The sequence below is a fragment of the Frigoriflavimonas asaccharolytica genome, assembly GCF_013294015.1.
GTDB classification, from domain to species: domain Bacteria; phylum Bacteroidota; class Bacteroidia; order Flavobacteriales; family Weeksellaceae; genus Frigoriflavimonas; species Frigoriflavimonas asaccharolytica.
This window is the reverse complement of record NZ_JABSNO010000019.1, coordinates 41101-67391: the sequence shown is the minus strand read 5'-3', so window position 1 is coordinate 67391 and position 26291 is coordinate 41101. Positions and strand designations below refer to the sequence as shown.

At 32.0% G+C, this 26291-nt stretch carries 23 protein-coding genes, 1 other RNA gene and 1 pseudogene; 7 read left to right on the top strand and 18 right to left on the bottom strand.

The features are described 5' to 3' along the window. Window positions 1–107 precede the first annotated feature (107 nt). The 3 genes from HNQ03_RS11865 to HNQ03_RS11855 all read right to left on the bottom strand — a co-directional run bounded on the left by HNQ03_RS11865 (window position 108) and on the right by HNQ03_RS11855 (window position 3899). The gene (locus tag HNQ03_RS11865) at window positions 108–749 is read right to left on the bottom strand and encodes a DUF4241 domain-containing protein (RefSeq protein WP_173779902.1); all 642 of its coding nucleotides are present in this window, start codon (window positions 747–749) and stop codon (window positions 108–110) included. A gap of 112 nt (window positions 750–861) precedes the next feature. After that, window positions 862–1275: a GNAT family N-acetyltransferase gene (locus tag HNQ03_RS11860; RefSeq protein ID WP_173779901.1), complete on the bottom strand. Its 414-nt coding sequence runs from the start codon at window positions 1273–1275 to the stop codon at window positions 862–864. 5 nt (window positions 1276–1280) lie between these two features. After that, on the bottom strand, window positions 1281–3899 hold the full coding sequence (locus HNQ03_RS11855; RefSeq protein ID WP_173779900.1) for a valine--tRNA ligase: 2619 nt from the start codon (window positions 3897–3899) through the stop codon (window positions 1281–1283). A 116-nt stretch (window positions 3900–4015) separates the two neighbouring features. On the opposite strand from HNQ03_RS11855, the gene HNQ03_RS11850 reads away from it, so the two are divergent. Together HNQ03_RS11850 and HNQ03_RS11845 are read left to right on the top strand one after the other, a co-directional pair. Then, the gene (locus tag HNQ03_RS11850; RefSeq protein WP_173779899.1) at window positions 4016–4507 is read left to right on the top strand and encodes a DUF1573 domain-containing protein; all 492 of its coding nucleotides are present in this window, start codon (window positions 4016–4018) and stop codon (window positions 4505–4507) included. Between the two features lie 84 nt (window positions 4508–4591). After that, a complete protein-coding gene (locus HNQ03_RS11845) occupies window positions 4592–5455 on the top strand; it encodes a PPK2 family polyphosphate kinase (RefSeq protein WP_173779898.1) in 864 nt (287 codons plus the stop codon). A 41-nt stretch (window positions 5456–5496) separates the two neighbouring features. On the opposite strand, the gene rnpB is transcribed toward HNQ03_RS11845, so the two are convergent. The 3 genes from rnpB to HNQ03_RS11830 all read right to left on the bottom strand — a co-directional run bounded on the left by rnpB (window position 5497) and on the right by HNQ03_RS11830 (window position 7186). Beyond that, an RNA gene (rnpB, locus tag HNQ03_RS11840) (RNase P RNA component class A) lies at window positions 5497–5828 on the bottom strand. A 230-nt stretch (window positions 5829–6058) separates the two neighbouring features. Continuing rightward, window positions 6059–6835, bottom strand: coding sequence for a GLPGLI family protein (locus HNQ03_RS11835; protein ID WP_173779897.1), 777 nt, complete (start codon window positions 6833–6835; stop codon window positions 6059–6061). A 66-nt stretch (window positions 6836–6901) separates the two neighbouring features. Then, window positions 6902–7186 carry a hypothetical protein gene (locus HNQ03_RS11830; RefSeq protein ID WP_173779896.1) on the bottom strand — a complete coding sequence of 95 codons (285 nt, stop codon included), beginning with the start codon at window positions 7184–7186 and terminating at the stop codon, window positions 6902–6904. Between the two features lie 205 nt (window positions 7187–7391). Here HNQ03_RS11830 and HNQ03_RS11825 point away from each other — a divergent pair, with 205 nt between their 5' ends. Continuing rightward, window positions 7392–7886 carry an RNA polymerase sigma factor gene (locus tag HNQ03_RS11825; RefSeq protein ID WP_173779895.1) on the top strand — a complete coding sequence of 165 codons (495 nt, stop codon included), beginning with the start codon at window positions 7392–7394 and terminating at the stop codon, window positions 7884–7886. Beyond that, window positions 7879–8550, top strand: a complete 672-nt coding sequence (locus HNQ03_RS11820; protein WP_173779894.1) for a beta-carotene 15,15'-monooxygenase — start codon at window positions 7879–7881, stop codon at window positions 8548–8550. The genes HNQ03_RS11825 and HNQ03_RS11820 overlap by 8 nt, the downstream gene beginning before the upstream one ends. A 128-nt stretch (window positions 8551–8678) precedes the next feature. On the opposite strand, the gene rpoN is transcribed toward HNQ03_RS11820, so the two are convergent. The 6 genes from rpoN to HNQ03_RS11790 all read right to left on the bottom strand — a co-directional run bounded on the left by rpoN (window position 8679) and on the right by HNQ03_RS11790 (window position 13498). After that, a complete protein-coding gene (rpoN, locus tag HNQ03_RS11815) occupies window positions 8679–10154 on the bottom strand; it encodes an RNA polymerase factor sigma-54 (protein ID WP_173779893.1) in 1476 nt (491 codons plus the stop codon). Window positions 10155–10174: 20 nt separating this feature from the next. Further along, entirely contained in the window at window positions 10175–10471 is a 297-nt protein-coding gene (locus HNQ03_RS11810) for a type II toxin-antitoxin system RelE/ParE family toxin (RefSeq protein WP_173779892.1), read from the bottom strand. Continuing rightward, a complete protein-coding gene (locus HNQ03_RS11805; protein ID WP_173779891.1) occupies window positions 10459–10683 on the bottom strand; it encodes a hypothetical protein in 225 nt (74 codons plus the stop codon). The genes HNQ03_RS11810 and HNQ03_RS11805 overlap by 13 nt, the downstream gene beginning before the upstream one ends. 33 nt (window positions 10684–10716) lie before the next feature. After that, window positions 10717–12162, bottom strand: coding sequence for an asparagine--tRNA ligase (asnS, locus tag HNQ03_RS11800; protein ID WP_173779890.1), 1446 nt, complete (start codon window positions 12160–12162; stop codon window positions 10717–10719). 208 nt (window positions 12163–12370) lie between these two features. After that, the gene (locus HNQ03_RS11795) at window positions 12371–12973 is read right to left on the bottom strand and encodes a CDP-alcohol phosphatidyltransferase family protein (RefSeq protein ID WP_173779889.1); all 603 of its coding nucleotides are present in this window, start codon (window positions 12971–12973) and stop codon (window positions 12371–12373) included. A gap of 48 nt (window positions 12974–13021) precedes the next feature. After that, window positions 13022–13498, bottom strand: a complete 477-nt coding sequence (locus HNQ03_RS11790; RefSeq protein WP_173779888.1) for a hypothetical protein — start codon at window positions 13496–13498, stop codon at window positions 13022–13024. Window positions 13499–13586: 88 nt separating this feature from the next. Here HNQ03_RS11790 and HNQ03_RS11785 point away from each other — a divergent pair, with 88 nt between their 5' ends. Next, window positions 13587–14531 (top strand): XRE family transcriptional regulator, encoded by a 945-nt coding sequence (locus HNQ03_RS11785; protein ID WP_317170374.1) that lies wholly within the window; start codon window positions 13587–13589, stop codon window positions 14529–14531. Window positions 14532–14548: 17 nt separating this feature from the next. On the opposite strand, the gene rimM is transcribed toward HNQ03_RS11785, so the two are convergent. The 5 genes and pseudogenes from rimM to rlmN all read right to left on the bottom strand — a co-directional run bounded on the left by rimM (window position 14549) and on the right by rlmN (window position 18944). Further along, the gene (rimM, locus tag HNQ03_RS11780; protein WP_173779903.1) at window positions 14549–15094 is read right to left on the bottom strand and encodes a ribosome maturation factor RimM; all 546 of its coding nucleotides are present in this window, start codon (window positions 15092–15094) and stop codon (window positions 14549–14551) included. Between the two features lie 205 nt (window positions 15095–15299). Then, window positions 15300–15839, bottom strand: a pseudogene (locus tag HNQ03_RS11775) (30S ribosomal protein S16); the annotation flags it as partial. A 106-nt stretch (window positions 15840–15945) separates the two neighbouring features. Further along, a complete protein-coding gene (locus HNQ03_RS11770; protein WP_173779885.1) occupies window positions 15946–16458 on the bottom strand; it encodes a nitroreductase family protein in 513 nt (170 codons plus the stop codon). A 377-nt stretch (window positions 16459–16835) separates the two neighbouring features. After that, window positions 16836–17531: a TIGR02117 family protein gene (locus HNQ03_RS11765; protein ID WP_173779884.1), complete on the bottom strand. Its 696-nt coding sequence runs from the start codon at window positions 17529–17531 to the stop codon at window positions 16836–16838. 378 nt (window positions 17532–17909) lie between these two features. Further along, window positions 17910–18944, bottom strand: a complete 1035-nt coding sequence (gene rlmN, locus HNQ03_RS11760; RefSeq protein ID WP_173779883.1) for a 23S rRNA (adenine(2503)-C(2))-methyltransferase RlmN — start codon at window positions 18942–18944, stop codon at window positions 17910–17912. Between the two features lie 177 nt (window positions 18945–19121). Here rlmN and HNQ03_RS11755 point away from each other — a divergent pair, with 177 nt between their 5' ends. Next, the gene (locus HNQ03_RS11755; RefSeq protein WP_173779882.1) at window positions 19122–21347 is read left to right on the top strand and encodes a GAF domain-containing protein; all 2226 of its coding nucleotides are present in this window, start codon (window positions 19122–19124) and stop codon (window positions 21345–21347) included. A gap of 16 nt (window positions 21348–21363) precedes the next feature. On the opposite strand, the gene HNQ03_RS11750 is transcribed toward HNQ03_RS11755, so the two are convergent. Next, a complete protein-coding gene (locus HNQ03_RS11750; RefSeq protein WP_173779881.1) occupies window positions 21364–22566 on the bottom strand; it encodes a Pycsar system effector family protein in 1203 nt (400 codons plus the stop codon). A 22-nt stretch (window positions 22567–22588) separates the two neighbouring features. On the opposite strand from HNQ03_RS11750, the gene HNQ03_RS11745 reads away from it, so the two are divergent. Further along, complete coding sequence (locus tag HNQ03_RS11745) at window positions 22589–26290, top strand: metallophosphoesterase (protein ID WP_173779880.1); 3702 nt, start codon at window positions 22589–22591, stop codon at window positions 26288–26290. Window position 26291 lies beyond the last annotated feature (1 nt).

Genomic DNA, 26291 nt, shown 5'->3' with positions numbered 1-26291 from the left:
GGGTTCTTTTTTAAAAAACGTAATTTTATATCAATCAACTCAATAAAATAACGCATTTTTACAACAAACAATTTTGTTTAGGACAGGATTGATTAAATATTTAGAACTTACGCGTCTATTTCAATAAATTCTGTAATTATTTTCAAGGGATTTTCATCTTTATCAAAAGCGATATAGCTTGCATAAAAACCATCTCCATATCCAGTTTCAAAGGCCAAAATGGTAGATTTATCTTCTAAATTTGGTTGTAAAATAGCAAACTGATCGGCGGCGGCTTCATCTTTATTAAAAAATGCAGGGCGGAAAAATTCTTCATAAATTCCACAGAATTGTTCGCCTTTTTCTTGGTAGATTTTCTGCTCTAAATTTTGCAAACTTTTTTGCGCTTCCCAGTCCATAAGACAGCCCATTCCACTTTCGGATGGATAGCCAAAAATTTCTTCGCCATCTAAATCTTCTAAATTTTGATCTTTTGTGGTCGCCATTTTCCACTTTGCAGGTTTTTCATTTTTAAAAATGATTTCTACGTAGGCGATACAATTGCTTTCTATTTCTTTGTGGATTAGAACAGGAAATTCTCCCAGAGGAAATTTTGTATCGAAAGCTTGCATTTCACTGGTCGTTAAAGGATCTGAAGCAACTAAACTTCCAGATGTGATGTTTATTTTTCCAGCATCAAAAGTATCTACTAAAGGACTTTCTATAAAATTTTTTGAAAATAGTTTTTCTATGTTTTTTAGGTGTTGCATTTTTTTAGGTTTTTAGAACGCAAAGGCGCAATTTTTTATTTTTAAAAATTTTCAAGGTGAAAGATTTCCATTTGCTTTGATAGTTCTAATTAAAAATATTGTTAAATTTAAATTAATCTGGTCTTTTTAAAATCATGAATTTACTATTATTTTCTTCCGTAAACTTTTTGAAGCCAAATTTCTCATATAATGAATGTGCATCTTTAGTTGCCAAAAGCATTCCTGGCAAAGATTTTAGTTCTTCATCTTCAAGCACATATTCCATTAAAAGTTTTCCGTAGCCTCTGCCTTGCTGATTTGGATCTATAAAAACATCCATTAAATATGCAAATCGTACAAAATCTGTGAGAACACGTGCATAGCCAATTTGTTTCTGATTGATAAAAATCCCAAAATTCAAACTATTGTCTATACATTTTTGAACTTTTTCTAAAGTAATACCTTTGTTCCAATAACTAGTGGTTAAATAATCATGAATATATTCTACATTCATTTCATTTCTAGTTTTGGCAAAAATAACTTCCATCTTCACTACAAAGTTTTCAATTTTGCTTCCAAAAGAACTATTTTATCCTGCGCATCTTGCATTTTCTTACGCTCGTTTTCTACAATTTCTGGTTTTGCGTTGGCTACAAATTTTTCATTGCTCAATTTTCTGTCTACAGAGATTAAAAATCCTTTTAAATATTTTAACTCTTCTTCAGTTTTTGCTTTTTCTTCTTCCAGATCCAAATCTTCGCTGAAAGGAATAGAAATTTCTGTTCCTCCTATTAAAAAAGTAAAACTCGGCAAATCTGTTTTAGTTTCAAAATTAATATGAGAAACGTTGCCCAATTTTAAAATAAATTCTTCATTTGGAAAATTCTTGGAATTGGTATAAAGTTCTAAGACATCTTTTGGCGAAATACCCTTTGTTTGTCGGTAATTTCTGATACCAGAAACTATTTCTTTAGATGTTTCTATGTCTGATAGCACGATTTCATCAACAGTATTTTCTTTTGTTTGCTGAGTTACAATTAATGCTTCAGAAATTCCTCTTTCCGACATAGAATGCCACAGTTCTTCTGTGAGGAAAGGCATAAACGGATGCAGCAATTTCATCAATTCTTCAAAAAGTGCAATGGTTTTTGCATATACTTCTGCAGAAATTGGATCGCCATATTTTGGTTTGATGGCTTCTAAATACCATGAACAAAAATCTTCCCAGATTAATTTATAAATTAAATGCAACGCATCCGAAATTCTAAATTTCGAGAATTGATCGTTCACTTCTGCGATGGTTTTGCTTAAATTATTTTCAAACCAAGCAATTGCTTGTGCATCTGCAGCAGACATTTTAATACTTGAATCTTGTTGAAAACCTTGGATTAATCTGTAAGCATTCCAAATTTTAGTAGCAAAATTTCTACCTTGGCTCATCAATTCTTCATCAAAAAGTAAATCGTTACCTGCAGCAGAACTTAATAAAATACCCACACGAACTCCATCTGCCCCGTATTTTTCTATTAATTCTATTGGATCTGGAGAATTTCCTGCAGATTTAGACATTTTTTTTCCTTTCTTATCCCGTACAATTCCTGTGAAATAAACATTTTGGAAAGGAACTTCGCCACGGAATTCTATTCCTGCCATGATCATTCTTGCTACCCAAAAGAAAATAATATCCGGACCTGTAACTAAATCTGAGGTTGGATAGTAATAATTTACTTCTTTGTTATCTTTATCATTTAAGCCATCAAAAACTGACATTGGCCATAACCACGAGGAAAACCAAGTGTCTAATGCATCAGAATCTTGGCGAAGATTTGAAATTTCGAGGTTTGAAATTTGAGACTTTTCTTTAGCTAAAATTAAGGCTGCTTCAATATTTTCTGCAACTACAAAATCATCTTGACCTTCGCCATAAAAATAGGCGGGAATTTGCTGTCCCCACCATAATTGGCGAGAGATATTCCAATCGCGGATGTTTTCCATCCAATGTTTGTAGGTATTTTTGAATTTTGGAGGATAGAATTTCACCTCATCATTCATCACTACATCCAAAGCTGGTTTTGCTAAATTTTCCATTTTTAGAAACCATTGCACAGAAACTTTTGGTTCTATGACAGCGCCAGTTCTTTCTGATGTTCCAACTTTGTTTATGTAATCTTCAGATTTTAGTAATAAATCTTTCTCTACCAATTCTTTGGCAATCATTTTCCGTACTACGAATCTGTTTTTACCGGCATAATGCATTCCGTGTTCGTTCAGATTTCCATCATCATCCAAAGAATCTATCATTGGCAAACTGTGTCTTTTGCCTATTTCGTAATCATTGCTATCATGTGCTGGAGTAATTTTTAAAGCACCTGTTCCAAATTCTATATCTACATAATCGTCTTCTATAATAGGTATCACACGATTAACGATAGGAACGATAACGCTTTTGCCTTTTAAATGAGCATATTTCTCATCATTTGGGTTGATGCAAATTGCCACGTCTCCAAAAATAGTTTCAGGACGTGTGGTTGCAACGGAAAGAAATTCCTCCGTACCTTCTATTTGGTATTTTAGGTAATATAATTGCCCATTTTGCTCTTTGAAGATAACTTCTTCGTCAGAAATATTCGTTTTCGCTTCTGGATCCCAGTTTACAATTCTATAGCCTCTATAAATCAAGCCTTTGTTGTATAAATCTACAAAAGAAGTGGTCACTTGTTTAGAAAGCGCATCTTCCATAGTAAATTTTGTACGCTCCCAATCACAAGAGCAACCTAATTTTTTTAGTTGTTCTAGAATTGTTCCACCATATTTATCAGTCCATTCCCATGCATGTTTCAAAAATTCTTCTCGCGTAAGATCTTTTTTGTCTATACCTTCTTCTTTTAGTTTTGCTACAACTTTAGCTTCTGTAGCAATGGACGCATGATCTGTGCCTGGAACCCAACAAGCATTAAAACCTTGCATTCTTGCTCTTCTTACCAAAACATCTTGCAAAGTATTGTTGAGCATATGTCCCATGTGTAAAATTCCCGTTACGTTTGGTGGTGGGATTACGATGGTATAAGGTGGTCTATCATCTGGTGTAGAATGAAAATAATTATTCTTCATCCAGTAGGCGTACCATTTGTTTTCAGTTTCTAGTGGATTGTACTTTTCAGAAATTTGCATAATATGAGAATCTTTGGCTTAATAATTGCAAAAATAGTGGAAAGAAAAAAAATATCACGCATATTAAATTTATTTTTAACTTTGCATTATAATTTAATTACAAAAAATATTCAAAAATGAAAAAATTATTATCAGGAATTGCACTTTTAGGTGTTTTCGTATTAGCTTCTGCACAAACAATCGCTTTTGATAAAACTACCGTAGACTATGGAACTGTGAAAACAGGATCTGATGGACAAAGAGTTTTTACCATAAAAAATACTGGAGACAAGCCATTAATCATTTCTAGCGTAAAAGCTTCTTGTGGTTGTACTACACCAGTTTGGAGTGATGCACCAGTATTACCAGGCAAAAGTGCTGAAATTAAGGTAGGATATAATACTTCCATCAATGGTGCTTTCACAAAGCAAATTGAAGTTTTCTCTAATGATCCTGTGAATGCTAGAACTGCATTGATGATTACCGGAACTGTAGATCCTAATGCTGTAGAAAAAGTTTTAACTCCAGAAGAATTAAAATTAGAAGCGAAGGCAAAAGCAAAAGCGCAAAAAGCTCAAATGAAAGCAGACAAAAAAAATTCCAGAATGGCAAAATCTACGGCTAAATAATCTAGGTAAAGAAAAAAAAATAAAACCGACAAAATATTGTCGGTTTTTTTTATATCTTGATGTCTCAAATAATTAGATGAAAATATGATGAATTACGAAGAATATAAAGCCGAAGGAAAGATAAACTTAAAAGATTTTTCTACAAGTTATGATGGGAATATTAATAAAGAAGATGGTGAAAAATCACTAGAAATTTTAAAACCAAAACTGCATCTATTGCAAGAGAAAATGTATGCAAATGGTTCTCAATCTTTACTTATCGTGTTGCAAGCGATGGATGCTGCAGGAAAAGATTCTTTGATAGAGCATGTATTTAGAGGGATAAATCCGCAAGGTTGCCAAGTAAAAAGCTTTAAAACACCAAGTACTTTGGAATATAAGCATGATTTCCTTTGGAGACACTATCTTGCATTGCCAGAAAAAGGAAAAATTGGGATTTTCAATAGATCACATTATGAGAGTGTTTTGGTTTGCAAAGTACATCCAGAATATAATTTAAATGAAAAAACGTGGAAAGACGTAAAAGATTTCGACGAAAGTTTTTGGGAAAAAAGATACGAAAGCATAGAAAATTTTGAGAAAAATCTAGCAGAAAATGGTACAACCATTATCAAAATATTTTTAAACGTCTCTAAAGATGAACAAAAAAAGAGATTGCTAGATAGAATAAACGAGGAAGATAAAAACTGGAAGTTTGAAATGGGGGATCTTGCCGAACGGAAAATTTGGCCCGAATATATGACAGCTTATGAAGAAGCCATCACCAAAACCTCTAAAGATTTTGCGCCGTGGTACATAATCCCTGCAGATAAAAAATGGTTTGCAAGATTAACGGCTTTAGAAATAATAGTAGATACGCTAGAAAAAATGGAATTAAAATTTCCCGAAGTTTCTGAAGAGGAAAAAGCAAAATTGCAAAATGCAAAATTGGAATTGGAGAAGGATTAAATATATATTTCAACTTCCCGATAAAAGCATTATAGAAAAAACCCATGAGAAAATCTATAAGCCGGATCCTGTTTTCAGAAATAAATCTGAACGTCTGTTATTTATCTACGCTTTACATTACTGCAAAACTTTAGCTGATTACCCCTCGGATTTCAAGACGAGCCGCCTCTATTCAGGAAAAAATCCTGAAGAACCGATATACTTACCATTGCTCCGCGCAGAGTTTACCTGGTTTCACTACAGCCGAACTGTACATACTTTCTGTTGCACTGGTCATCACCTCACGATGCAAGGACGTTATCCTATACGCTGCTCTATGGAGTCCGGACTTTCCTTCCCGAAATAAATTCGGAACAACAGACCGATTTTCTCATGGATGGCAAAGATATATTAAAATTACAAATTTCACGAATTATTCGAATTGTAAAAACGTAAATTTATTGATAATACATATTTTTTGGAGCTTAATCCCGCTATCCACTATATCTTTTTTGTAAGAACACGCCTTGAAGCGCGCTCTTACAAAAAAGGATGCCGTTTCTATCAGGGCTATGAGATTTTCGATTTTTTTCAAAATTGAACCAGTTCCTCTCACAGATTTTTTTAATCTATCAATTCTATTGGGTTTGTATCCTTCTTAAAATTTCTTTTTTTAAGCTCATCCAATCTTTTTTTTGTTTCTGGAGTTGGTTGAAAATCTGGCAGTAACATTTGAATTGGATCGTTTTCTATATTAGTTTGTAGTTCTTTAGCTTTTTCCTTTGCAATCAATTTATAACCTTCCGTTGAAAAGTTATTGAGCGTTTTTTTTATTTCAGTTAATCGAAAGACATGCTTATTTTCAGTATCAGAAATTTTCACAATTAAACCTGGCAATCCTCTGAAAACATATGGACCAGCAGATATTGGTATTTTTTTTGTATACCAAGCAATATACCTTCTACCAGCATATTCCGTAGTAGCTTGGTTACAAATATAACCCAAATATTCTATAGTATTTTCTTCTAATTTCCAATCAAGATTTATTTTATCTTCATACTTGATTTTTAATACCGTAAAATTACTTATCATAAAATAATCTTTGCCATCTTCATATAAAAAATTTTTCAAAATATCTCGTTTTTGTTTTTTTTTGGAAACTGGTATTTTCATGTTGTGAGTAATAACTATACGAGTATCATTGACTTTTGAAAGTGAATCTAATGCATAGGTGTCTTTTCCATAAAAATAATGATAGTTTTTATGATATTCTAGAATATAGTGCTGTGTTTTAGAATTAATACTATCAAGTGATTTCGTATATTCATATTCAAATTGTATATCTTGTGCATAAATTTGCCCATAAATAAAGGTAAATGCTAAAAATAAGAATTTTTTCATATTTTTTATTGTATTAAAAAAGAGGTGCAAAACACCTCTTTATATTAAAATTTTCTATCAATTTAACTATTCATCACAATAGACACTTTCTAGAATAGCTTCAATGATGTCAAGTTGTTTCTTATTTATTGCTGTTCCGTTTTGTACAGGCCATGTTGCACCAGTACAACAAGATAAATCAAATTCAATTATAACATCCCCAGGACTTTTCAATTTCAAAGGAGAAATCTCCGCAGATTTCTGGTCTATACACTCGTTTGTTTTTGCAATCTCTACTTCTTTTACAATCGTATTGCTTGCACTCATCATACCTGCAACTCCTAAAGCTGCAACAAAAAATAATTTTTTCATCTTATAAACGTTTTTGTTTGTTAATGAGAGCTAAATTTAAATTAAAATTAAAATTGTGCAACTTTATTTATAAAAAAACTAAAAAATTGTTTAATTTATTCTGATTGTAAATAAAAACCTTGGCACATTAAATCGCCTTTATCAATTTTCAAATTTAAAAATCAGCACATTTTCACTATCTTCGCCTACGAAATCCACTTCTGTTGTGACGTCCAAAGAAAAAGAATTTTCGCAAGTTATTAATGATAATCAAGGCCTGATTATCAAGATTTCTCGTATGTATACCAATACACTGGAAGATGAGCAAGATCTTTTTCAAGAAATTGTGTTACAATTATGGCGCAGTTACGACTCATTCAAAGGGCAAAGTAAACTATCAACCTGGATGTATAGAGTTGCATTGAACACGGCGATTACCTTATTTAGAAAAAAAACAAAATCGCCAAAAACCGACGAGTTACAAGATTTTCACTATCAACATTCAGAAGATTTTGACGATGAAAAGCAACATCAAATATCTACATTGTACCGCGTGATAAAAATGTTGCCCACCGTAGAAAGAGCAATAGTGATGATGTATCTAGACGATTTGCCCTACCGAGATATTTCTGAAAATCTAGGAATTTCCGAGGTAAATGCAAGAGTAAAAATGAACCGACTGAAAAAAGTGCTAAAAAATTTAATGGAAAAACATGCCTGAATTTAATTTAGACCAATATAAAAAAACATGGCAAGAGCAGCCAATTGAGCAAAAATACAGCAATGCTGAAATTGTGAAAATGCTGAACAAAAAATCTACCAACTATATAAAATATATCGTATGGATCTCCATACTAGAATTTGCTCTGATACTTTCGTTATCTATATATTATCTATTTAATGATGATAGCAGCAAAGATTACTACAAAATTTTAGAGAAAATGGGCATTAAAAACAATGCAGAAGTAGTAATGAATTTTGAGCATTTGTATTTTGCAATGAAGATATTTGTATTAATTATCACCGCTATTTTTGTGGGTTGTTTTCTATTTAATTATTTAAAAATACGGGTAGAATCTAATCTGAAGAAATTTATACTGCAAATTGTAAAATTCAAAAAAACAGTAAATCTCTTTATTTTCACCAATATAATTTTGTTAGTTTTATATTTTGTGGCCCTCGCTTTTTTTGTATTTACAACGTTAGAAACTCAAAATGTAGATCTTCCAAAAGAAACTGGAATTGGATTGCTTGTTGGCTTAATTGTGACAACAATATTCTGCGTAGTACTAATTTGGTTGTATTATCGTTTGGTCTATGGCATCATCATGAAAAGACTGGGCGCACATTTAAAGCAATTGAAAGAGATTGAAGAAGCGGAATAAAGTGGATAATTATTAAACAATAAGAAAGGCAAGCCTTCGCAAGTTTTTCTAAACTGCCTCTAATTCATCAAAAAATTTAATATTTTCATACGACATAAGGAGCTTTTTCTTTATTATACTGAAAGTATCTATAACTCCTTTCTCAATCTCGCTACAGGAATACTCAATTGTTCGCGGTATTTTGCAATCGTTCTTCTGGCTATATTGTAGCCTTTTTCTTTTAGAATTTTCACGAGAGCATCATCTGTGAGTGGTTTTCTTTTATTTTCCACATCAATCGCCTCCATCAAATAGGTTTTAATTTCCTTAGTAGAAACTTCTTCACCTTCATCATTCGTCAAAGAATCGGAAAACAAGTCTTTTAAATATAAAATTCCGTTTGGTGTATCTGCATATTTACTTTTTACCACACGAGAAATGGTAGAAATATCAAATCCTGTGATGTCTGCAATATCTTTCAGAATCATTGGTTTCAAAGATTTATCATCACCAGTTAAAAAGTATTCTTTTTGCAATTTCACGATTGCATTGATGGTCTGCATCAATGTATTTTGGCGTTGCGTGATGGCATCTATGTACCATTTTGCAGCATCTAGCTTTTGTTTAATGAAAAGTGCGGCTTGCTTATGTTCTTTAGATTTTTTGTCGTGAGAATAGGTAGAAAGTATTTCTTTATATTCGTGCGAAACGCGCAAAGTTGGCGCATTTTTGCTATTCAACATTGGAATTACATCGGCTGGTTTGTCTCCGTTATCAATCACCTTTATGGTGAAATCTGGAATAATTTCATTATTAATAGTAATGGTTTGCGTATCGTAATTCCCACCAACACGAGGATTTAATTTACCTATTTCTTCCAGTGCATCTTTCAAATCATCTTCATCAATATCAAATTTTTGGATGATTTTGTTGTAATGTTTATTTGTAAGAGCATCAAATTGACTTCTCAAAATATCTGCAGCAAGCATTACAGATTTATCTGCGGTCACTTTTTTCTCTATTTGCAAAAGCAAACATTCTTGCAAATTTCTTGCTCCAACTCCCGTAGGATCTAGTTTCTGCACATAATTTACGAGAATATCTGTTACATTCTCTATGCTTGTGTATAGACCTTGAGAAAACGCCATATCATCTACCAGAGATTTTATTTCTCTTCTCAAATATCCGTCGTTATCTAGATTTCCGATGATGTATTCCGCAATTATAAGATCTTGATCTTCGATATTTGCAAGGCGTATCTGCTCTAGTAAATAATCGTACAAAGATTGACCTTCTGTAAGCAAACTTTGATTATCAAATTCTTCATCGTCTGCAGAGTAATTATTAGAAGTAGATTTGTATGCAGGTTCATCATCGTACATATAGTCATTGACGTCAAAATCTGTATCTATACTTTCCGATCCTTCATTTTCCAAATCTGCACTCGGCGCTTCGTAGGTTTCTTCTTCTTTATTTTCAGTTCTTTCTAGGGCAGGGTTTTCTTCAATTTCGCGTTCTAGTTCTTCTTCAAACTCAAGTGTATGCAGTTGTATCAACTTCATTAATTGAATTTGCTGTGGCGCTAATTTTTGCCCTAATTTTAACTGAAAATTTTGTTTTAACATTTATCTTTTTGTACTAACTTTTATTTTATATCTAAATTTTCTGGATCTCTTCTGTTGTCCCAGAATGAAAGGATTTCTACATTATTTGCATTGATCAAGTAAATCAGTGAAAAATATTTTAGCACTTTAACTTTTCGAGATCCTTTAAAGTTGATTTTAATTCCGATTGAAGGATTTTTGGCAATTAAAAGTTCCATGTTTTCTACTTCCTCAATTATTTTTTCAGAATATAAATCCGATTTATTACGAAAAGACCAATATTCTAACGTTTCATAATAGACATTTTTTGCTTCATCTGACCAATTTATTTCAAACATAAGCGAGCGCCTTTTCGAACTTCTTCTGATGTTGTAAATCTCGCATTCTCAAAATCATCAATACCTCTTTCAATTGATTCTTTTTGCCAATCAGTTAATTCTTCCATCTCAATTTCTTTGGAAATATCAAATCGAATTTTCAATTCTTCCAATAAATTTTCAATTAAACTTAATTGATTTTCTGTTTCATTATGTAAAGTAATTGTGCTCATCTCTAAATTTTTAATAAAGTTAAAGAAATTTATTTAAAATTCAGCATTTTTTGGTGTTCTTGGGAAAGGTATTACATCACGAATATTACTCATTCCTGTTACAAAAAGCACCAATCTCTCCAATCCTAAACCAAAGCCAGCGTGTGGAACAGATCCAAATTTTCTAGTATCCATGTACCACCAAAGTTCCTCTTCATCTACACCCATTATTTCCATTTTATCTTTCAAAACCTGGTATCTTTCTTCCCTTTGTGATCCACCGATTATTTCTCCAATTCCTGGAAACAATACATCCATTGCAGCTACCGTTTTGCCATCTTCGTTCAAACGCATATAAAATGCTTTGATGTCTTTTGGATAATCAAATAAAACAACAGGACTTTCAAAATGCTTTTCTACCAAAAATCTTTCGTGCTCACTTTGCAAATCTGCACCCCATTCAGTAATTGGAAACTTGAATTTCCCTTTTTTATTTTCTTTAGAATTCATCAAAATATCAATTGCCTCTGTATAAGAAACCCTCTTGAATCTTTTGCTGATCACGTTTTCTAGTTTTTCTATCAAACCTTCTTTTGCTCTATCTTTTTCTGGTTTTGCTTTTTGCTCAGCTGCAAATCTTTCGTCTAGAGATTTTAAATCTTCTTTGCAATTTTCTAAAACATAGGTAATTATGTATTTCAAGAAGTCTTCTGCAAGATCAATGTTTGCTTCTAGATTATTGAAAGCAACTTCTGGTTCTACCATCCAAAATTCTGCAAGATGGCGGGTAGTATTAGAATTTTCTGCACGAAAAGTTGGCCCAAAAGTATACACTCTGCCCAATCCCATCATGGCGGTTTCTACACTTAATTGGCCTGAAACGGTAAGATTTGTTTTCTTTCCAAAAAAATCTTCATCATAATTAATTTCTCCATCATCATTTTTTGGGATATTGTTCAGGTCAAAATTGGTAACACCAAACATTTCTCCTGCACCTTCTGCATCTGCACCCGTAATTATTGGTGTATTGATGTAGAAAAATTGATTTTGATTAAAAAATTGGTGAATTGCAAAACTCACTGCATGTCTTACACGAAAAACGGACGAAAACAAATTCGTTCTCATTCTTAAATGAGCTTGTTCTCGTAAAATCTCTAAAGTATGGCGTTTTGGCTGAAGAATAGTTTTATCTCTTTCTTCGGTGAAGTTATCACCCAGAATTTCTACTTTTTTAGCGATGATTTCTATACTTTGCCCGGCTCCTTGGCTTTCTACCAATTCGCCAGTTATTTTTAAAGAAGAGGCAACGCTGATGTTTTTTAAAATATCTTCTGGAATATTTTCAAAATCTACTACAATTTGTAAGTTTTCTATGGTAGAACCATCATTTAAAGCGATAAACCGATTTGAGCGAAATGCTCTTGCCCAACCTTGTATGGTTATATCATGATGAATCAACTTTTTGTAGTCTGAAAGTAATTCTTTAATTGTAGTTTTCATATTTCCTTTAAATCAATAAAGGCAAATTTACTAAAAAATTGGCGTAATTATTGTTGCCGTGCGGAAAAATTTAAACTAATAATTGGCGAAACAGAACTTACATTATCCCTAAATAATAACGACTACTGCTCTCGCAGAATTTACAAATTTTACAAATCTTAAGTGCAAAATTTTGTAATTCTAAGAGAAACTATGGAAATTTATAAAATTATCCGTTTAAAAATTTACTTCTTTTAATTTTTACACCCTTTTTTATTTGCCATGCATGGTAAGAACTTGGAATATCATGCTGCCATTTTGGTAAGATTAAAATAATAAAAATGACATCTAAATGCGCTATTAAACCTAAAACTACAGCGATATAAAAAGGAATTCCCGCATATTCAAACGATAATAATGAAGTGAACGCGACCAACAAACTTAATCCCCACATTTTGGACAAAAAAGCGTGCGTACAAGTTTCTTTTCCGAATTTTGCAAAGCTGATGATGTAGCAAAGTGCTTCCATCGCAAAAATAGAGATGATAGCAAACTTATTTTCCACAATTAATATGGGAAATAAAATATAGGTTGCCACACCAATAGAAACCCAGAATATCAAATCTGTTTGACTGTCTAATCTTCGTAATTTCTCCGAAGAAACGCCTGCTTTTCTAGCGATAATTCCATCAAAAATATCTGAAATTAAACCCAGATACATTAAAACTAATATAATGATTCTGCTTTCTTCACCTAAATAATATGCAAGAAAAAGTATAATTGGAGCTAATAAAAATCGGAATATGATGAGGGATAATGGAATTTTTTTCATGATTTAAATTTTTAATTAAGAAATTGACAGAATAAATTTAAGGTTAATTTAGAAAATAATATTAATTCCAAAAGAGAGTCTAAAACCTTTGGTTGTGAAATTTTCATATTCTTTAAATTGAAAATTATTACCCAATTCCGCAGTTAAGAAGTGATAAAATGTAAATCCAATTTTGGGTGAAATAGCGTTTGGCGTAATTCCAACTCCTGTCTGCAAGCTTGTAATCATAGATTTACTGGCATCATATGTGGAAATTCTATAGATATAATCTAATTCTGGCACCACAATTAATTTGCTACCATCTGCATCCCACCAATTAAAGTGACCACGTAAACCGATATAATTTTTTTCATTCAAGGCATATTTTGGACCGACTGAAAAATATGATTTATCATCAAAAATAGTCAATTCTATTCTGGTTGGAATCAACAAATCTAGAATTTCATCATCATTCTTTACATCTGGTTTCTGAGCAAAAGCAAATGAAGTAATCATCATTGCAATAAATAAGATGGTAGTTTTCATAATATTTTTATTTAAAATTATACTACAAATGTATAAGCGGAAATCGCATTTCTAAATGTGAAAAAGAATAAACAATTTTTGTAAATTTGTGAAAATCGCAAAAGAAATGTTTCAAGAAAAATTAATTAAAGAGATAAGAAGTAAAATAGGCACGAAATCTTTGAACGACGAAATTGCCAATGTTTTAAATATTAGTTATGATGCTGCACACAGAAGAACTTCATCAAAATCGAAATTTAGTTTCGAGGAAGCAGTTGCACTTTCAGATTTTTATCAAATTTCTCTAGATCAATTTTTAGAAAATGATAACAAATTATTGGTACGAAAAACGAAAACAGTAAATAAAACCGAAGATTTATTCTCATTCTTCGCTAGTTCATTGGAAATTTTAAATTCATTGCCGTTTTCAGAAAAGTCTGAAATATATTATTCAGCGAAAGATATTCCTTTTTTCTATACTTTATCAGATACACTATTGTCTAGATTTAAAATTTATGTCTGGATGAATTTACTTAATTCTAAACAAGTTTTTAAACCGTTTCAAGATTTCAAACCCGTATTATTCGGCTCAAAAACAGATGTATTAAGAGATACGTACGAAAAACAAAATGTAATAGAATTGTGGAATGACATGACGATTTCTAGCATTTTGCAACAAATTTCGTTTTATTATGAAATTGCATTGCTTTCTAAACAAGATGCCATAGAAATATTATCAGAATTGCATGAACTAATACAATACATCGAAAATAAAACAGAGAACAATTCCCGTTTTCAAATATATCAAAATGAATTGATTCATTTGTCGAATGATATATTTTTCAGTGAAGGTACTCAATCCACATTGGCAATTCCATGTAATATGTTTGGATATTTGTTGGTAAATGACACCAAAACCTGCGCAGAAAGTTTGAATTATTTTGAGCATCAAATAAAAAATTGTAAATCTTTAAATACCGCTGGAAATAGAGATCGAAAATTGTTTTTCAATAAAATGAGGACAAGAATTGAAGTTTTGAAGGAAAGTTTGTGAGCGTAGAAAATTAAGAATTACCGCTCATCATTATCAGTCGGCTTCAAATATACATCCAAAAGTCCTTCTGGAACTTGCATTTTGATGAATTTTTCAGCGCGGTCTACTTCAAGAATCCAATCTTTGATTACGGGAATGATGACTTCTGTACCTTCTAAATTGAGAATAAAATAGTGTTGAGATATAGAATCGTTGATCTCTTTGATGGTACCACAAAAGTTGTCGTCTTGATCCAAAATTTTGAAACCTACAACTTCATGGTAGTAGAATTTTGTACCAGAAAGTGGTGGCAAAGTGGTCATTGGTAGAAATACGTTTTTACCAAGACTTTGATCTACCGTTCCTTCAGTAGCATTTTTGAAGGAAATATTGAGCGTATCCTTCTTCGGGAAGCCCAATTTATCAATAAAAAAAGGAACCAATAATCCGTTGATTTCAACGAATATTGATTCCAAATTTCTATAAAATTCTGGCTGATCTGTATCCATTTTCAGAATTACATTTCCTGCCAAACCGTGTCTGCGTGTGATTTTTCCTAAAAAATAGCAATCTTCTTTACGCATCACAAATTTATTTTTAAGCTTTTGCTTCGTCAGCAGATTCCTCAGATTTACCTTCACCAGTTACGGCATCAGATACTTTCTTTGCAACTTCCGCTACTATTTCAGTTGCAGTACTTACAGCAGTTTCTACTGTTGCAGCTACTTCTCCTACTTTATTTGCTACTGCTTCCGCTGTAGTTTTTTCTTCTTCTACTTTCGCCGCATCTTCTGCTGCTTTTGCTTCAGCTATTTTTGCATCTTCTGCTGCTTTTTCTTCAGCTAATTTTGCTTCTTCTTCAGCTTTTGCATCATCAACTAATTTTTGAGACGCTGCAGTTCTTGCTTCGTTTACTTTAGTTTCAGCTTCAAATGCTGCTTTTTTAGCATCATCTTTAGATTTAGCAAGTCCAGAAACTTTAGTTTCTACTTGTGTATTTTTACCTTCTAACCAAGCTGCGAATTTCTTCTCTGCTTCTTCTTCATTAAATGCACCTTTTGCTACACCACCTTGAAGATGTTTTTTGTACAATGCTCCTTTGTAAGACAAAATTGCTCTTGCAGTATCTGTAGGCTGCGCTCCTTTGTTCAACCAAGAAACTGCTGCATCTACATCTAATTCAATAATTGCTGGATTAGCAACTGGATTGTAAGTACCTAATTTTTCAATCAATCTACCATCTCTTCTTGCTCTTGCATCTGCAACTACGATGTGGAAAAAAGGTTTACCTTTTTTACCGTGTCTTTGTAATCTAATTTTTACGGACATAATTTAAAATATTGTGGGAACTCGTCCCGGTTTGTTATTAAGTTTGCAAAGATAATTAATTTTCCCGTCTTGGCAAAGGTTTATTTTAAACAAATTTAATCCCTTCTTACTTCGGCAATTTGCCCATATAAAATAAGCCCAAACACATTTGGTTGTCTTCTAATTTTAAAAATTCACTTAAGTTTTCAGCCTCTTTTGGTGTACTCCAATAGCAACCAACATTGTGTGCATTGCAAGTGAGATACATATTTTGAACAGCCATTGCAGTCGCAGCCAATTCTTCCCATTGTGGTACTTTTCCAGAGTAATTTACACTGATAGAAACGATAGCATTCGTTTGCTCAAATTTTTCTTGAATATTCTTTATTTTTTTTTCAGAAGTCGTTGCGTCTAAATTTAAAATGCAAACCTTGCCCAAAGCTACAGCCAATTCCATCTTTGCATCATCTTGAAAAAGTTCTAATCTCCATGGTTTTGTTAATTTATGATTGGGCGCAAAATCGGCAGACTTTAATATTTTATTTAAAACCTTTTTAGAAATCTTTTCTGTAGTGTAATCTTTTGGATACTTGCTTTTTCTAGTTTCTATTATTTCTTTTAGTATTGTTTTCTTACTCATAATTGTAATTTTATTTTGAAAATCGGATTATTGCTGAAATTTAAAAATTCTTACTTGTTGTGCATTTAGAGTTTATAATTTAAAACTTCTATTATCAGTTAGTTAAAAATATTAAACGCAAAGTTTGTTTTTTTTACGTCATATTTAAACTAGCAAAGTGAAATCTGCAAGCAAATTTGATTAAACGGTCGCTTCAAATGCGAATATTGGCATTCTTTAATGTAAAAAAAATATTCCCAAATGCACAACAAGTAGATTCTTATATATTATTTCTGGTTTACATTGCAATCTATGCAATTATACTTTCTCATTACATAAGATAAGAAGTACAATCTTGATTTATATATCTTATGATAGATTGCCAATTTTTATATTTCTTATTTTAATTCATCAAGTTTATAGTGCTGGAAAATTCCAAAATCTGTGGGTGTCCAAAGTGCGGCTTTTTGTCCAGAAATTTTTAAAGCTTGGTTTGTCCAAGTATTGCAAGTATAAAAAAAACTATAACTTCCTTTTGCCTCATAAAACGCATCTGACTTGCTATAAACTGCATTTGTTGGAATCAAAATATTTTGACCAGATGCATTTTTATCAAATCGTTCGTCTACAAATTTTATCAACTCCGCATATTGAGATTTCGTAATCATTATTTTTCGGCTATCTTCAGCTTCCGTCATTGTTTTGTAAAAGGTAGTGTGCAAAGCAGAATCTCCCAACCAAAACGCCGCATTGAAAGCGGTAGAAAATTTGAGATCTGCCCAAGTTGGTGTATCTAAATAGAAACCTTTGTCTCCCCATCCAATTCCCACATACTTAAAATCTGTTGATTTTGAGAGTATATTATTATACGGAATTTTTGCACTCCAGTCTATTTGTTCCGTTTTTATAGGCATCACAATATCTGTATGCACGCCGTTTGTATAAATATATACAGCTATATTTTTTGGTTCCGATGTTGGTTTTTCATCTATTTGAATGTAAGGAATTAGTAACGCACAGATAATGTATAAAACTATAAAACCCAAAATTCCCGCAATAATTTTCAGGAAATTGATGACTATTTTTTTGACCATTATTTTTTAAATTATTTCGGTAAAAGTAAAGATATTTTATGGGAAATTAGCGTTTGGATTTATGGGAGTAAAAAATTGTTCTTCAAAAATTTTGGGAATAAATTTTAAACTCAAAAAATAATTTAGTATTTAGGGTAATCTTGCAGCCTGACTTGAGTGGAAATCCTTTTTTTGAAAAAAAAAGATTGGGAACGGAAGACATAAATGAGAATGAAGCGGATGCCTTATTTGAAATTTACGAACTAAGTTCAAGCTGCCATGAAAAAATACTGAATTGGCATTCAACGAAATTAAATAACGGCGAAAAAAAATGCTTCGCACCTCGCAATAACAGAATGTTGAAATTGCTTTACTTTGTTCAAAATTTGATATAAGGGATTACTCCGCAGATTTATTCGCCAATTGTCCGCAAGCTGCGTCTATATCTCCACCTCTACTTCTGCGAACCATAACGGTGATGTTTGCGCGCGTCAATTGTTCTACATAACGCTCTTCTGCTTTGGTATTTTTGAAATCAAATTTACCTTCGCCAATTGGGTTGTATTGGATGATATTTACTTTGGAAGGCACCAATCTGCAAAATTTAATTAAGGCTTGAATGTCTTTTTCTTGGTCGTTTATTCCTTTCCAAATACAATATTCAAAAGTGATGGTGGAACCTGTTTTTTGATACCAATATTGCAGAGAATCCATAATATCCGTTAAAGGAAACGCTGTGGAAAACGGCATAATATCATTCCTAATTTCTTCGATTGCGGAGTGAAGAGAAAGTGCTAATTTCACTTTTATTTCTTCGTCGGCAAGCATTTTTATCATCTTTGGAATTCCAGAAGTGGAAACCGTAATTCTACGTGCAGACATACCTAAACCTTCCGGTTGAGTAATTTTTCTGATGGCTTCTACCACATTTTTGTAGTTCATCATCGGTTCTCCCATTCCCATAAATACGATATTGGAAAGTGGACGATTGAAATAGGTTCTGCTTTGCTGATCTATTAATGCTACTTGATCTACAATTTCTGCAACGTCTAGATTTCGCATCCTTTTGAGTTTTGCGGTTGCACAAAATTCACAATTTAGAGAACAACCCACTTGGGAAGAAACGCAGGCTGTAGTTCTGGTTGCTGTGGGAATCAGTACGGATTCTACTAGAAGTCCGTCGTGCAATTTTACACCATTTTTTATGGTTCCGTCAGTAGATTTTTGTAAAAGATCTACGGCAATTGGTTTTATGAAAAATTCTAAATCTAGTTTGTCTCGCAAATCTTTAGAAAGATTCGTCATTTCTTGTATGGAATGCAAATTTTTGCTCCAAAGCCAATCATACACTTGTTTTGCACGAAAGGGTTTCTCGTCTATAGTTACAAAGTGAGATTTGAGTTCTTCTAAAGATAAAGTGCGGATGTCTTTCAAAAAATAATAGCTTTAAAGTAAGGTGCAAAGATATGTTTTTTATAGTATTTAAAGCATTCATTTATCTTTAGATATTAATACAATACCTTTGCAGTATATTTTATATTTATGCGTTTCGAGCAAATTTTTCAAAGTCCTTTTACCATTAATTTTTCTTTTAAATATTTAATAGAAAAAATGCAATTGCTTGCAAAGCAAGATGTACATTTTGCTCATCAACAAAAGGAAATTCTTGAAGAATTACAAAATTATCCAGAGTTGATTTCGGGTATAGAAGACACGGATTATTTGGAAGAAAATAAAATTTTTATTAAAAGATTATTAAGTTTTATTTTTCCTGCTGTGCTTACGAAAAACGAAATTAAAGCGGTGAGTTTACCCTATATTAATTATATTTATAATCCCACAGAAAGGCTACAAAACATTTTGTATAATGCTGGACCAGATTTCAGCCTATCGTTTAGAGATTATGATCCGCAACAATTTTATATACTGAGTTGCTGTATTATTTTGCAAAGCTACTTTGGCGTTTCTACTGCAAATCCGGGGTTTTCCTTCATCTTTGATATTCCTGCTAAAAATGGCATTATTAATCATTTTAGAATTCTGAATAATGCAGATTTCATTAAGATTAAACCTGCAGCAAATTCCAAAATTTTAAAACAAGATGAAATTGAAGATTTACTAAATAATTTTGATAATTTCGATTTGTGGTTGGAAAAATTTCCGCCAAACTCATGGTCTTTAGAAGGTTTTGCAATCATCAATATGTATAATGCTACAAAAGAAGTTGCGATGAGTAACTTAAAAGGTAGACTATTACAAAATAATGATACGTCGTTTTTGATGGGTGAATTAACTACAATTTTCCGATCTATATTTCAAATTAAAGATTTGGAAATTGGATATACTGGTATTGATTTGAGCAAAGGTACATTTGTTGCGTCTCCGATAAATTCTATCATTCCAAGTACGATGTATTCTGAAAAAATAGAATACAATGATAGTAATGAAGATTCTACAAATGATATGTTTACAAATCTTCAAAAATACTATACAATCTCCGACGTAGAAAAATCTTATAAAGAAAATCCTAGTGATGAAATAGTGAAATTCCTCTATAATAAAGGAATTCGAAGTGCCATATTTGCGGCTATTAGAAAAGAAAGCAACCAGTTGGGAGTGATAGAAATGTTTTCTAAAGAAAAATCATTAAACGGCATCAACGAAATTAATTTTGATGAAGTTCGTCCCTTTATTGAAGACACTTTGGAGCGGATTTACAATACTTACGAAAATAAGATTTCTGCAATTATACAGAAAGAATACACCTCTATTCACCCGAGTGTATACTGGAAATTTAGAAAAGAAGTTTCTCGGCACATTAGTTTTGGTGGCGAAGAAATAGACAAATCCAATTATAAAAAAATTGCATTTGATCATTTAATTCCATTTTATGGTCAATCTGATGTGAAAAGTTCTTCTAATCTAAGAAATGAAGCAATTTTAAAAGATTTAAAGTTACAGATTGAGCATTTAGAAAATTTATTTAAAAATATAGATTCTGAGGAAAATTTTGCGCAAATTCTACTGAAATTGCAGACTTTGAAAGAGGAATTTATCGGTAATTTAAAGGCTAATTCTGAAGCCGATTTTCATTTTTATTTAACGATGGAAATTTATCCAATTCTAGATCAACTTAAATATGAAAATATTGATAATAATAAAAAAATAACAGATTATTTCGGTTTGTTGGATTCTAAAACCAAAGGATTCTATCATTTTAGGAAGAAATTTGATGACAGCATGTCTTTTGTTAATAAAAAATTGAGTCGGTTTTTAGATAGAAAGCAAGACTTGCAACAGCAAAAATTTCCGTTCTTTTATGAAAGATTCAAAACAGATGGTGTTGAACATAATTTATATCTCGGTGCAAGCATTGCTCCTTGGTTAAGCTATGATGAAGTTTTTGAAAATAATTTGCGGATTTGGCAATTATCAGCAATTGCAGAAACTGAACTGCTTTTTCGCGAGATTCAATCAGAATTATCTCAGCCATTAGAAATTACATCGCTTATTTTGGTGTATAGCACGCCGCTTAGCATTCAATTTAGAATGGATGAAAAACGATTTGATGTAGATGGAAGCTATAATGCCAGATACGAAATCATCAAAAAAAGAATAGACAAAGCACATTTGAAAAATTCTACCGAAAGATTGGTGAAAATAGGAACAATAAGCATTGTGTACACTCAAAAAAACGATGAAATAAAATACCTCAACTATATAAAAATTCTACAAAAAGAAGGCAAACTTACAGATGAAATCGAGATTGTAGAATTAGAAGATTTGCAAAGTATTATAGGTTTGAAAGCTATAAGAGTTGCGGTAAATTATAATTAATAGTTTCAAATTCTATTTATAAAATTCCTTTAAAAGCAAAATAGAAAGCTAAAACAGAGACTAAAATTCCGATCATGAAAATGGTATATGTGGTTCTCAAAAGCTTGTATTTTCTATTGAGCACAATTCCCAAATAATAGAGATCTTTCACCATACTTTCGTATAAATAGTCTTTATTTTTCATTAAATCTTTCATTGCCCACATATATTCTTCTAATGGCATTTGGTGAAAATTACCAAAAAACAGTAGGTTTATTTTACGTTCTTCGATCTCTTTTCTGGTAAAAGTGCCACTCGATATTTTTGGTCTCGTAGAAATAATAGCCATCACAACAGTTGCCACACTGAAAATAATAAGTATAAAAGTGGGTATTATTAAATGTTCGTTTTTCGGCGCATCCAGCTTTGGAATTATAGTTGAAAGCGCTACAGAAATGATAATGGCATTTACGGATAATAAAATATTTGCTTTTGTATCTGCAATTTGGCTAAATCTGGTGTGATTATTAAGCGTCGTCCGAAACATGGTTTCTATGCCGCGTTCTGGAGAATTCATTTTCTCCAATTTTTTCTTATTCAGTTGAGATTTGTCGTTGTCTTTACTTTCCTTATCAGCTTTATTACCTTCTAATTTTTTAATAACCGCCTTAGTTTTTGCAATATTTTCCTTTTTCTTTTCGTTCCAATTTGCTTTTGCATAATCCGTGAAAAATTCATGCTTAGATTCTAAAAAAAGCAAGTTAAATTTCGCCCATTCCAATTTGTTGAATCTCTGCTCCAAAACCACTCTGCATTCTTTTCGTAGATATTCTGTAACTTCCAAAAATTCATCAGACCCGATATGAGATAAATCTGCATCTTTAATTATTTTCTCTAGTAAATTTTTCGGGAAATACTGCATAGAAGTAGCATAGATCAGCGATTTTATCACTGCTATATCATCTTCTGGCAAATTTTCTTGCTGCAAGAAATTTTCGCAAGCTTTCATGCCGATAGACTCATGATTGGTGCAAGAATCTACATACCCCACATCATGAAACCATGCTGCTACAAGCAAATTTTCTGTATCTTTATCACTAATATTTTCTTTTTCTGCAAGAAGCTTCGCACTAGCAACAACCCTTTTGGTATGAAAAAGATTATGAAAAGTATATTCTGAAGACAATTTATTTGTAAAGAGCTGACTAACATAAATTTCAGCTTTTTGTACAATGCTCATATTTTATATTTGAATCAAATTTATGAAAATATTTACTATAAAAAATGCGACATTACTTCTTTTGGGGATTTTAATACATTCTTGCGCAAGTAGAAATGCACATTATGGAAGTGCAGTTGCAAATAATCCTATCAGCGAAAAAATAGAAAGACAAGAAGTTGCCCACACATTTTATTTGGTAGGAGATGCAGGAAATCTAGAAAACTCTGCAACCGTAGGAGATATAAAAAGTTTGGAAGCCAAAAACACGCTCAATCAATTAAAGGATAAACTAGATTCTGCAAATGCTAAGAGTACTTTGATATTTTTAGGAGATAACATTTATCCAAAAGGATTGCCTAACAAAAAAAGCAAAGACAGAAAAATTGCAGAAGCACATCTTGATAATCAAATTGCTTTAGCAAAAAACTATAAAGGACAAACCATTTTCATACCTGGAAATCACGATTGGTATAGCAACGGAATCATTGGCTTAGAAAATCAGCAAGATTACATCACCAAAAAGTTGCAAGACAAAAAAGCATTTGCACCAAAAAATTCTTGCGCGATAGAAACTAGAAAAATAGATAAAAATATTGCTTTAATTATCGTTGATTCTGAATGGTTTCTAGCTGACTGGAACAAAAATCCCGGAATAAATGAAAAATGCGAGATAAAAACCAGAGAAGATTTTTTCGAGGCTTTTGAAGGAGAGCTCAATAAAAATCAAAACAGAACCATCGTCGTAGCTTTTCATCATCCATTGCTAGATAACGGTTCTCATGGTGGAAAATTTTCTTTAGAAAAACAAATTTTCCCCTTAGAAAATAAATTTCCACTGCCAATTTTAGGTAGCTTTATGAATTTGATGCGCGCAACAGGAGGAATTACGCACCAAGATTTATCAAACGAAAATTACAGAAAATTATCTTCTAGAATTCAAACTTTACTTGCAGATCGAGACAATGTAATTGTAGTTTCTGGGCATGATCACAATCTTCAATACATCGAAAAAGATAATATTCATCAAATAATAAGTGGAGCTGGATCTAAATCTGAAGCTGCTTCTGCAATTGGCAAATCCGACTTTTCTTACGGCAAAAATGGATATGCTGTGCTAGAAATATCCAAATCTGGAGATGCGGAAGTTTCTTATTTTGGAAGAGAAAATAACACCGAAAAGCTATTATATAGAAAACAAATTTTAAAAAATTCAGACCCAAAAATTCCTAGCTATCCTTATAAATTTCCCACAGAAATTGAAGCGTCCGTTTATGATGTTGCCATGACCAAAAAAGGGAAATTTTACGAATTTTTATGGGGCAAAAATTACAGAAATCTATATTCCGAACCTATAAAAGCGCCAGTTTTAGCTTTAGATACTTTATTTGGTGGCGCACAAGCAAGTCGTTCTGGAGGTGGCCATCAAACCAATTCCTTACGTTTAGAAACACCAAAAGGAGAATATGTTTTGCGTGCTTTGAAGAAAAGTGGTATTCGTTTTTTGCAATCCGTCGCTTTCAAAAATCAATATATGAGCAAAGATTTAGAAAATGGGTTTGCAGATCAATTTTTATTAGATTTTTTCACCTCTTCTCATCCATATACACCATTAGCCATTGGAAATCTTTCTGATCAAATTGGCATAAAACACTCAAATCCGGAGCTATTTTATGTTCCAAAACAAAATAGATTGGGAAAATTCAATCAAAATTTTGGCGATGAATTGTATTATTTAGAAAAAAGACCAGAGGAAACTTTAGAAAATCCTAGTGAAATTTTGAGCACCCATGAAGTTATAAAATTGCTCGCAAAAGACGAAAAATATGTCATTGATGAAAAATCTTACATCAGAGCACGGCTTTTTGATATGCTTATTGGTGATTGGGATCGGCACCAAGATCAATGGAAATGGGAACAAAGAAAAGAAAATGGAAGTGTGTACATTTCCCCTATTCCCAAAGATCGCGACCAAGCTTTTGTGAAATATGACGGATTTCTTACCAAAATTATTTTGGCCTTTCCTGAGCTGAAACATATGCAAAGTTTTGGCCCGAAAATAAAAAACATAAAATGGTTCAACCGAGAAGCATACGCTATAGATTTAGCTTTTACTAAAAATTCCACACTCGCAGATTGGCTGAATGAAGCAGAATACATTCAACAAAATTTAGATAAAAATGACATTGAAAAAGCCTTGGATCAATTGCCAAATGCAGCACAAAATGAAAACCTGAAAAGCATTAAACAAAATCTAGAAATTCGAAAAAATGATTTGAAATTATACGCAAAGCAGTACTTCAATATTTTACAAGAAACAGTTTTGCTAACAGGAACAGATAAAAAAGATAAATTCATCATCAATCGTCTAAATAATAAGGAAACGGAAATAAAAATTTATCGGCTTAAAAAATCTGGAGAAGAATTAACTTTCAATAAAATTTATTCTAAAGATTTAACTAAAGAAATATGGATCTATGGACTTTCTGACGATGATGAATTTGAAGTAAATGGAAATAAAAGCGGTATAAAAATAAGATTATTGGGAGGTTTGAATAATGATGTTTATACCATTAATAATAACAAAAACGTGAAAATCTATGATTATAAAACTAAGAAAAATACCTTCAATAATAAAAAAACGAATGTAAAATTAACAGACGATTATTACTTAAATGAGTATAATTTCACCAGACCAAAATATAGTTTTTTTACACAAAATCTCAATATCGGATTTAATCCTGATGATGGATTGATTGTAGGCATCAATGCGGTTTACGAAAAAAAAGGATTTAAGCAGAATCCTTTTTCAGCAAAACATAAATTGCTTGCCAATTATTTTACAAGTTCGAAAGGTTATGAATTTGCGTATGCAGCTACAATTCCGAACCTCACAGGAAATTGGTTTTATCAGATAGATGCAGGAATTTCTTCTTCAAAATTTATTAGAAATTTTTTCGGCGTGGGAAATTTAACTGAAAATTACGATGATCTTTTCGAAGAAAATTATTACAGAGTTCGTGCTAAAGATTACCATTTTGCACCCTCTTTAAATTGGAAAAAAAATGCAGCTTCTTTCACTTCCAAATTAGTTTACGAAGCAATAGAAATAGAAAAAACAGATGCTAGGAGAATTGCCACTGCAAATATTGTGAATGAAGACGTCTTCAAAACCAATCATTTTGGTGGCGCAGATATCAGCTTTAATTATTTGAACCTGAATAATAAGGCAAATCCTAGCTTGGGAATGAAACTAGACATTGATTTCAGCTACCGACAAAATTTATTTAATAATGACAAAAAACTACCCAGTATTGCTACAGGATTAGGTTTTATACATTATCTCACCAACAACGAAAAATTAATTTTGTCTACTTATGCAAAAGCAAAATGGCTGCTTAGCAATGATTACGAATTTTATCAAATGACCACATTAGGAGGAAATGATCATCTTCGTGCTTACAATTTCGATCGATTTTATGGTAAATCTTCTTTTTATCAAACTACAGATTTACGCGTAAATCTAGGAACTTTTAGAAATTCCTTTCTACCTTTAAATTTCGGAATTTACAGCGGTTTTGATTATGGAAGAGTTTGGATTCCTACAGAAAATACCGACAAATGGCACAATTCTTTTGGAGGCGGAATTTGGATAAATGCTTTGGATCAGCTTGTTTTTCAAGGATCTTATTTCTATGCAAAAGATGGAGGAAGGTTTGCTGTAACTTTCGGATTAAATTTTTAAA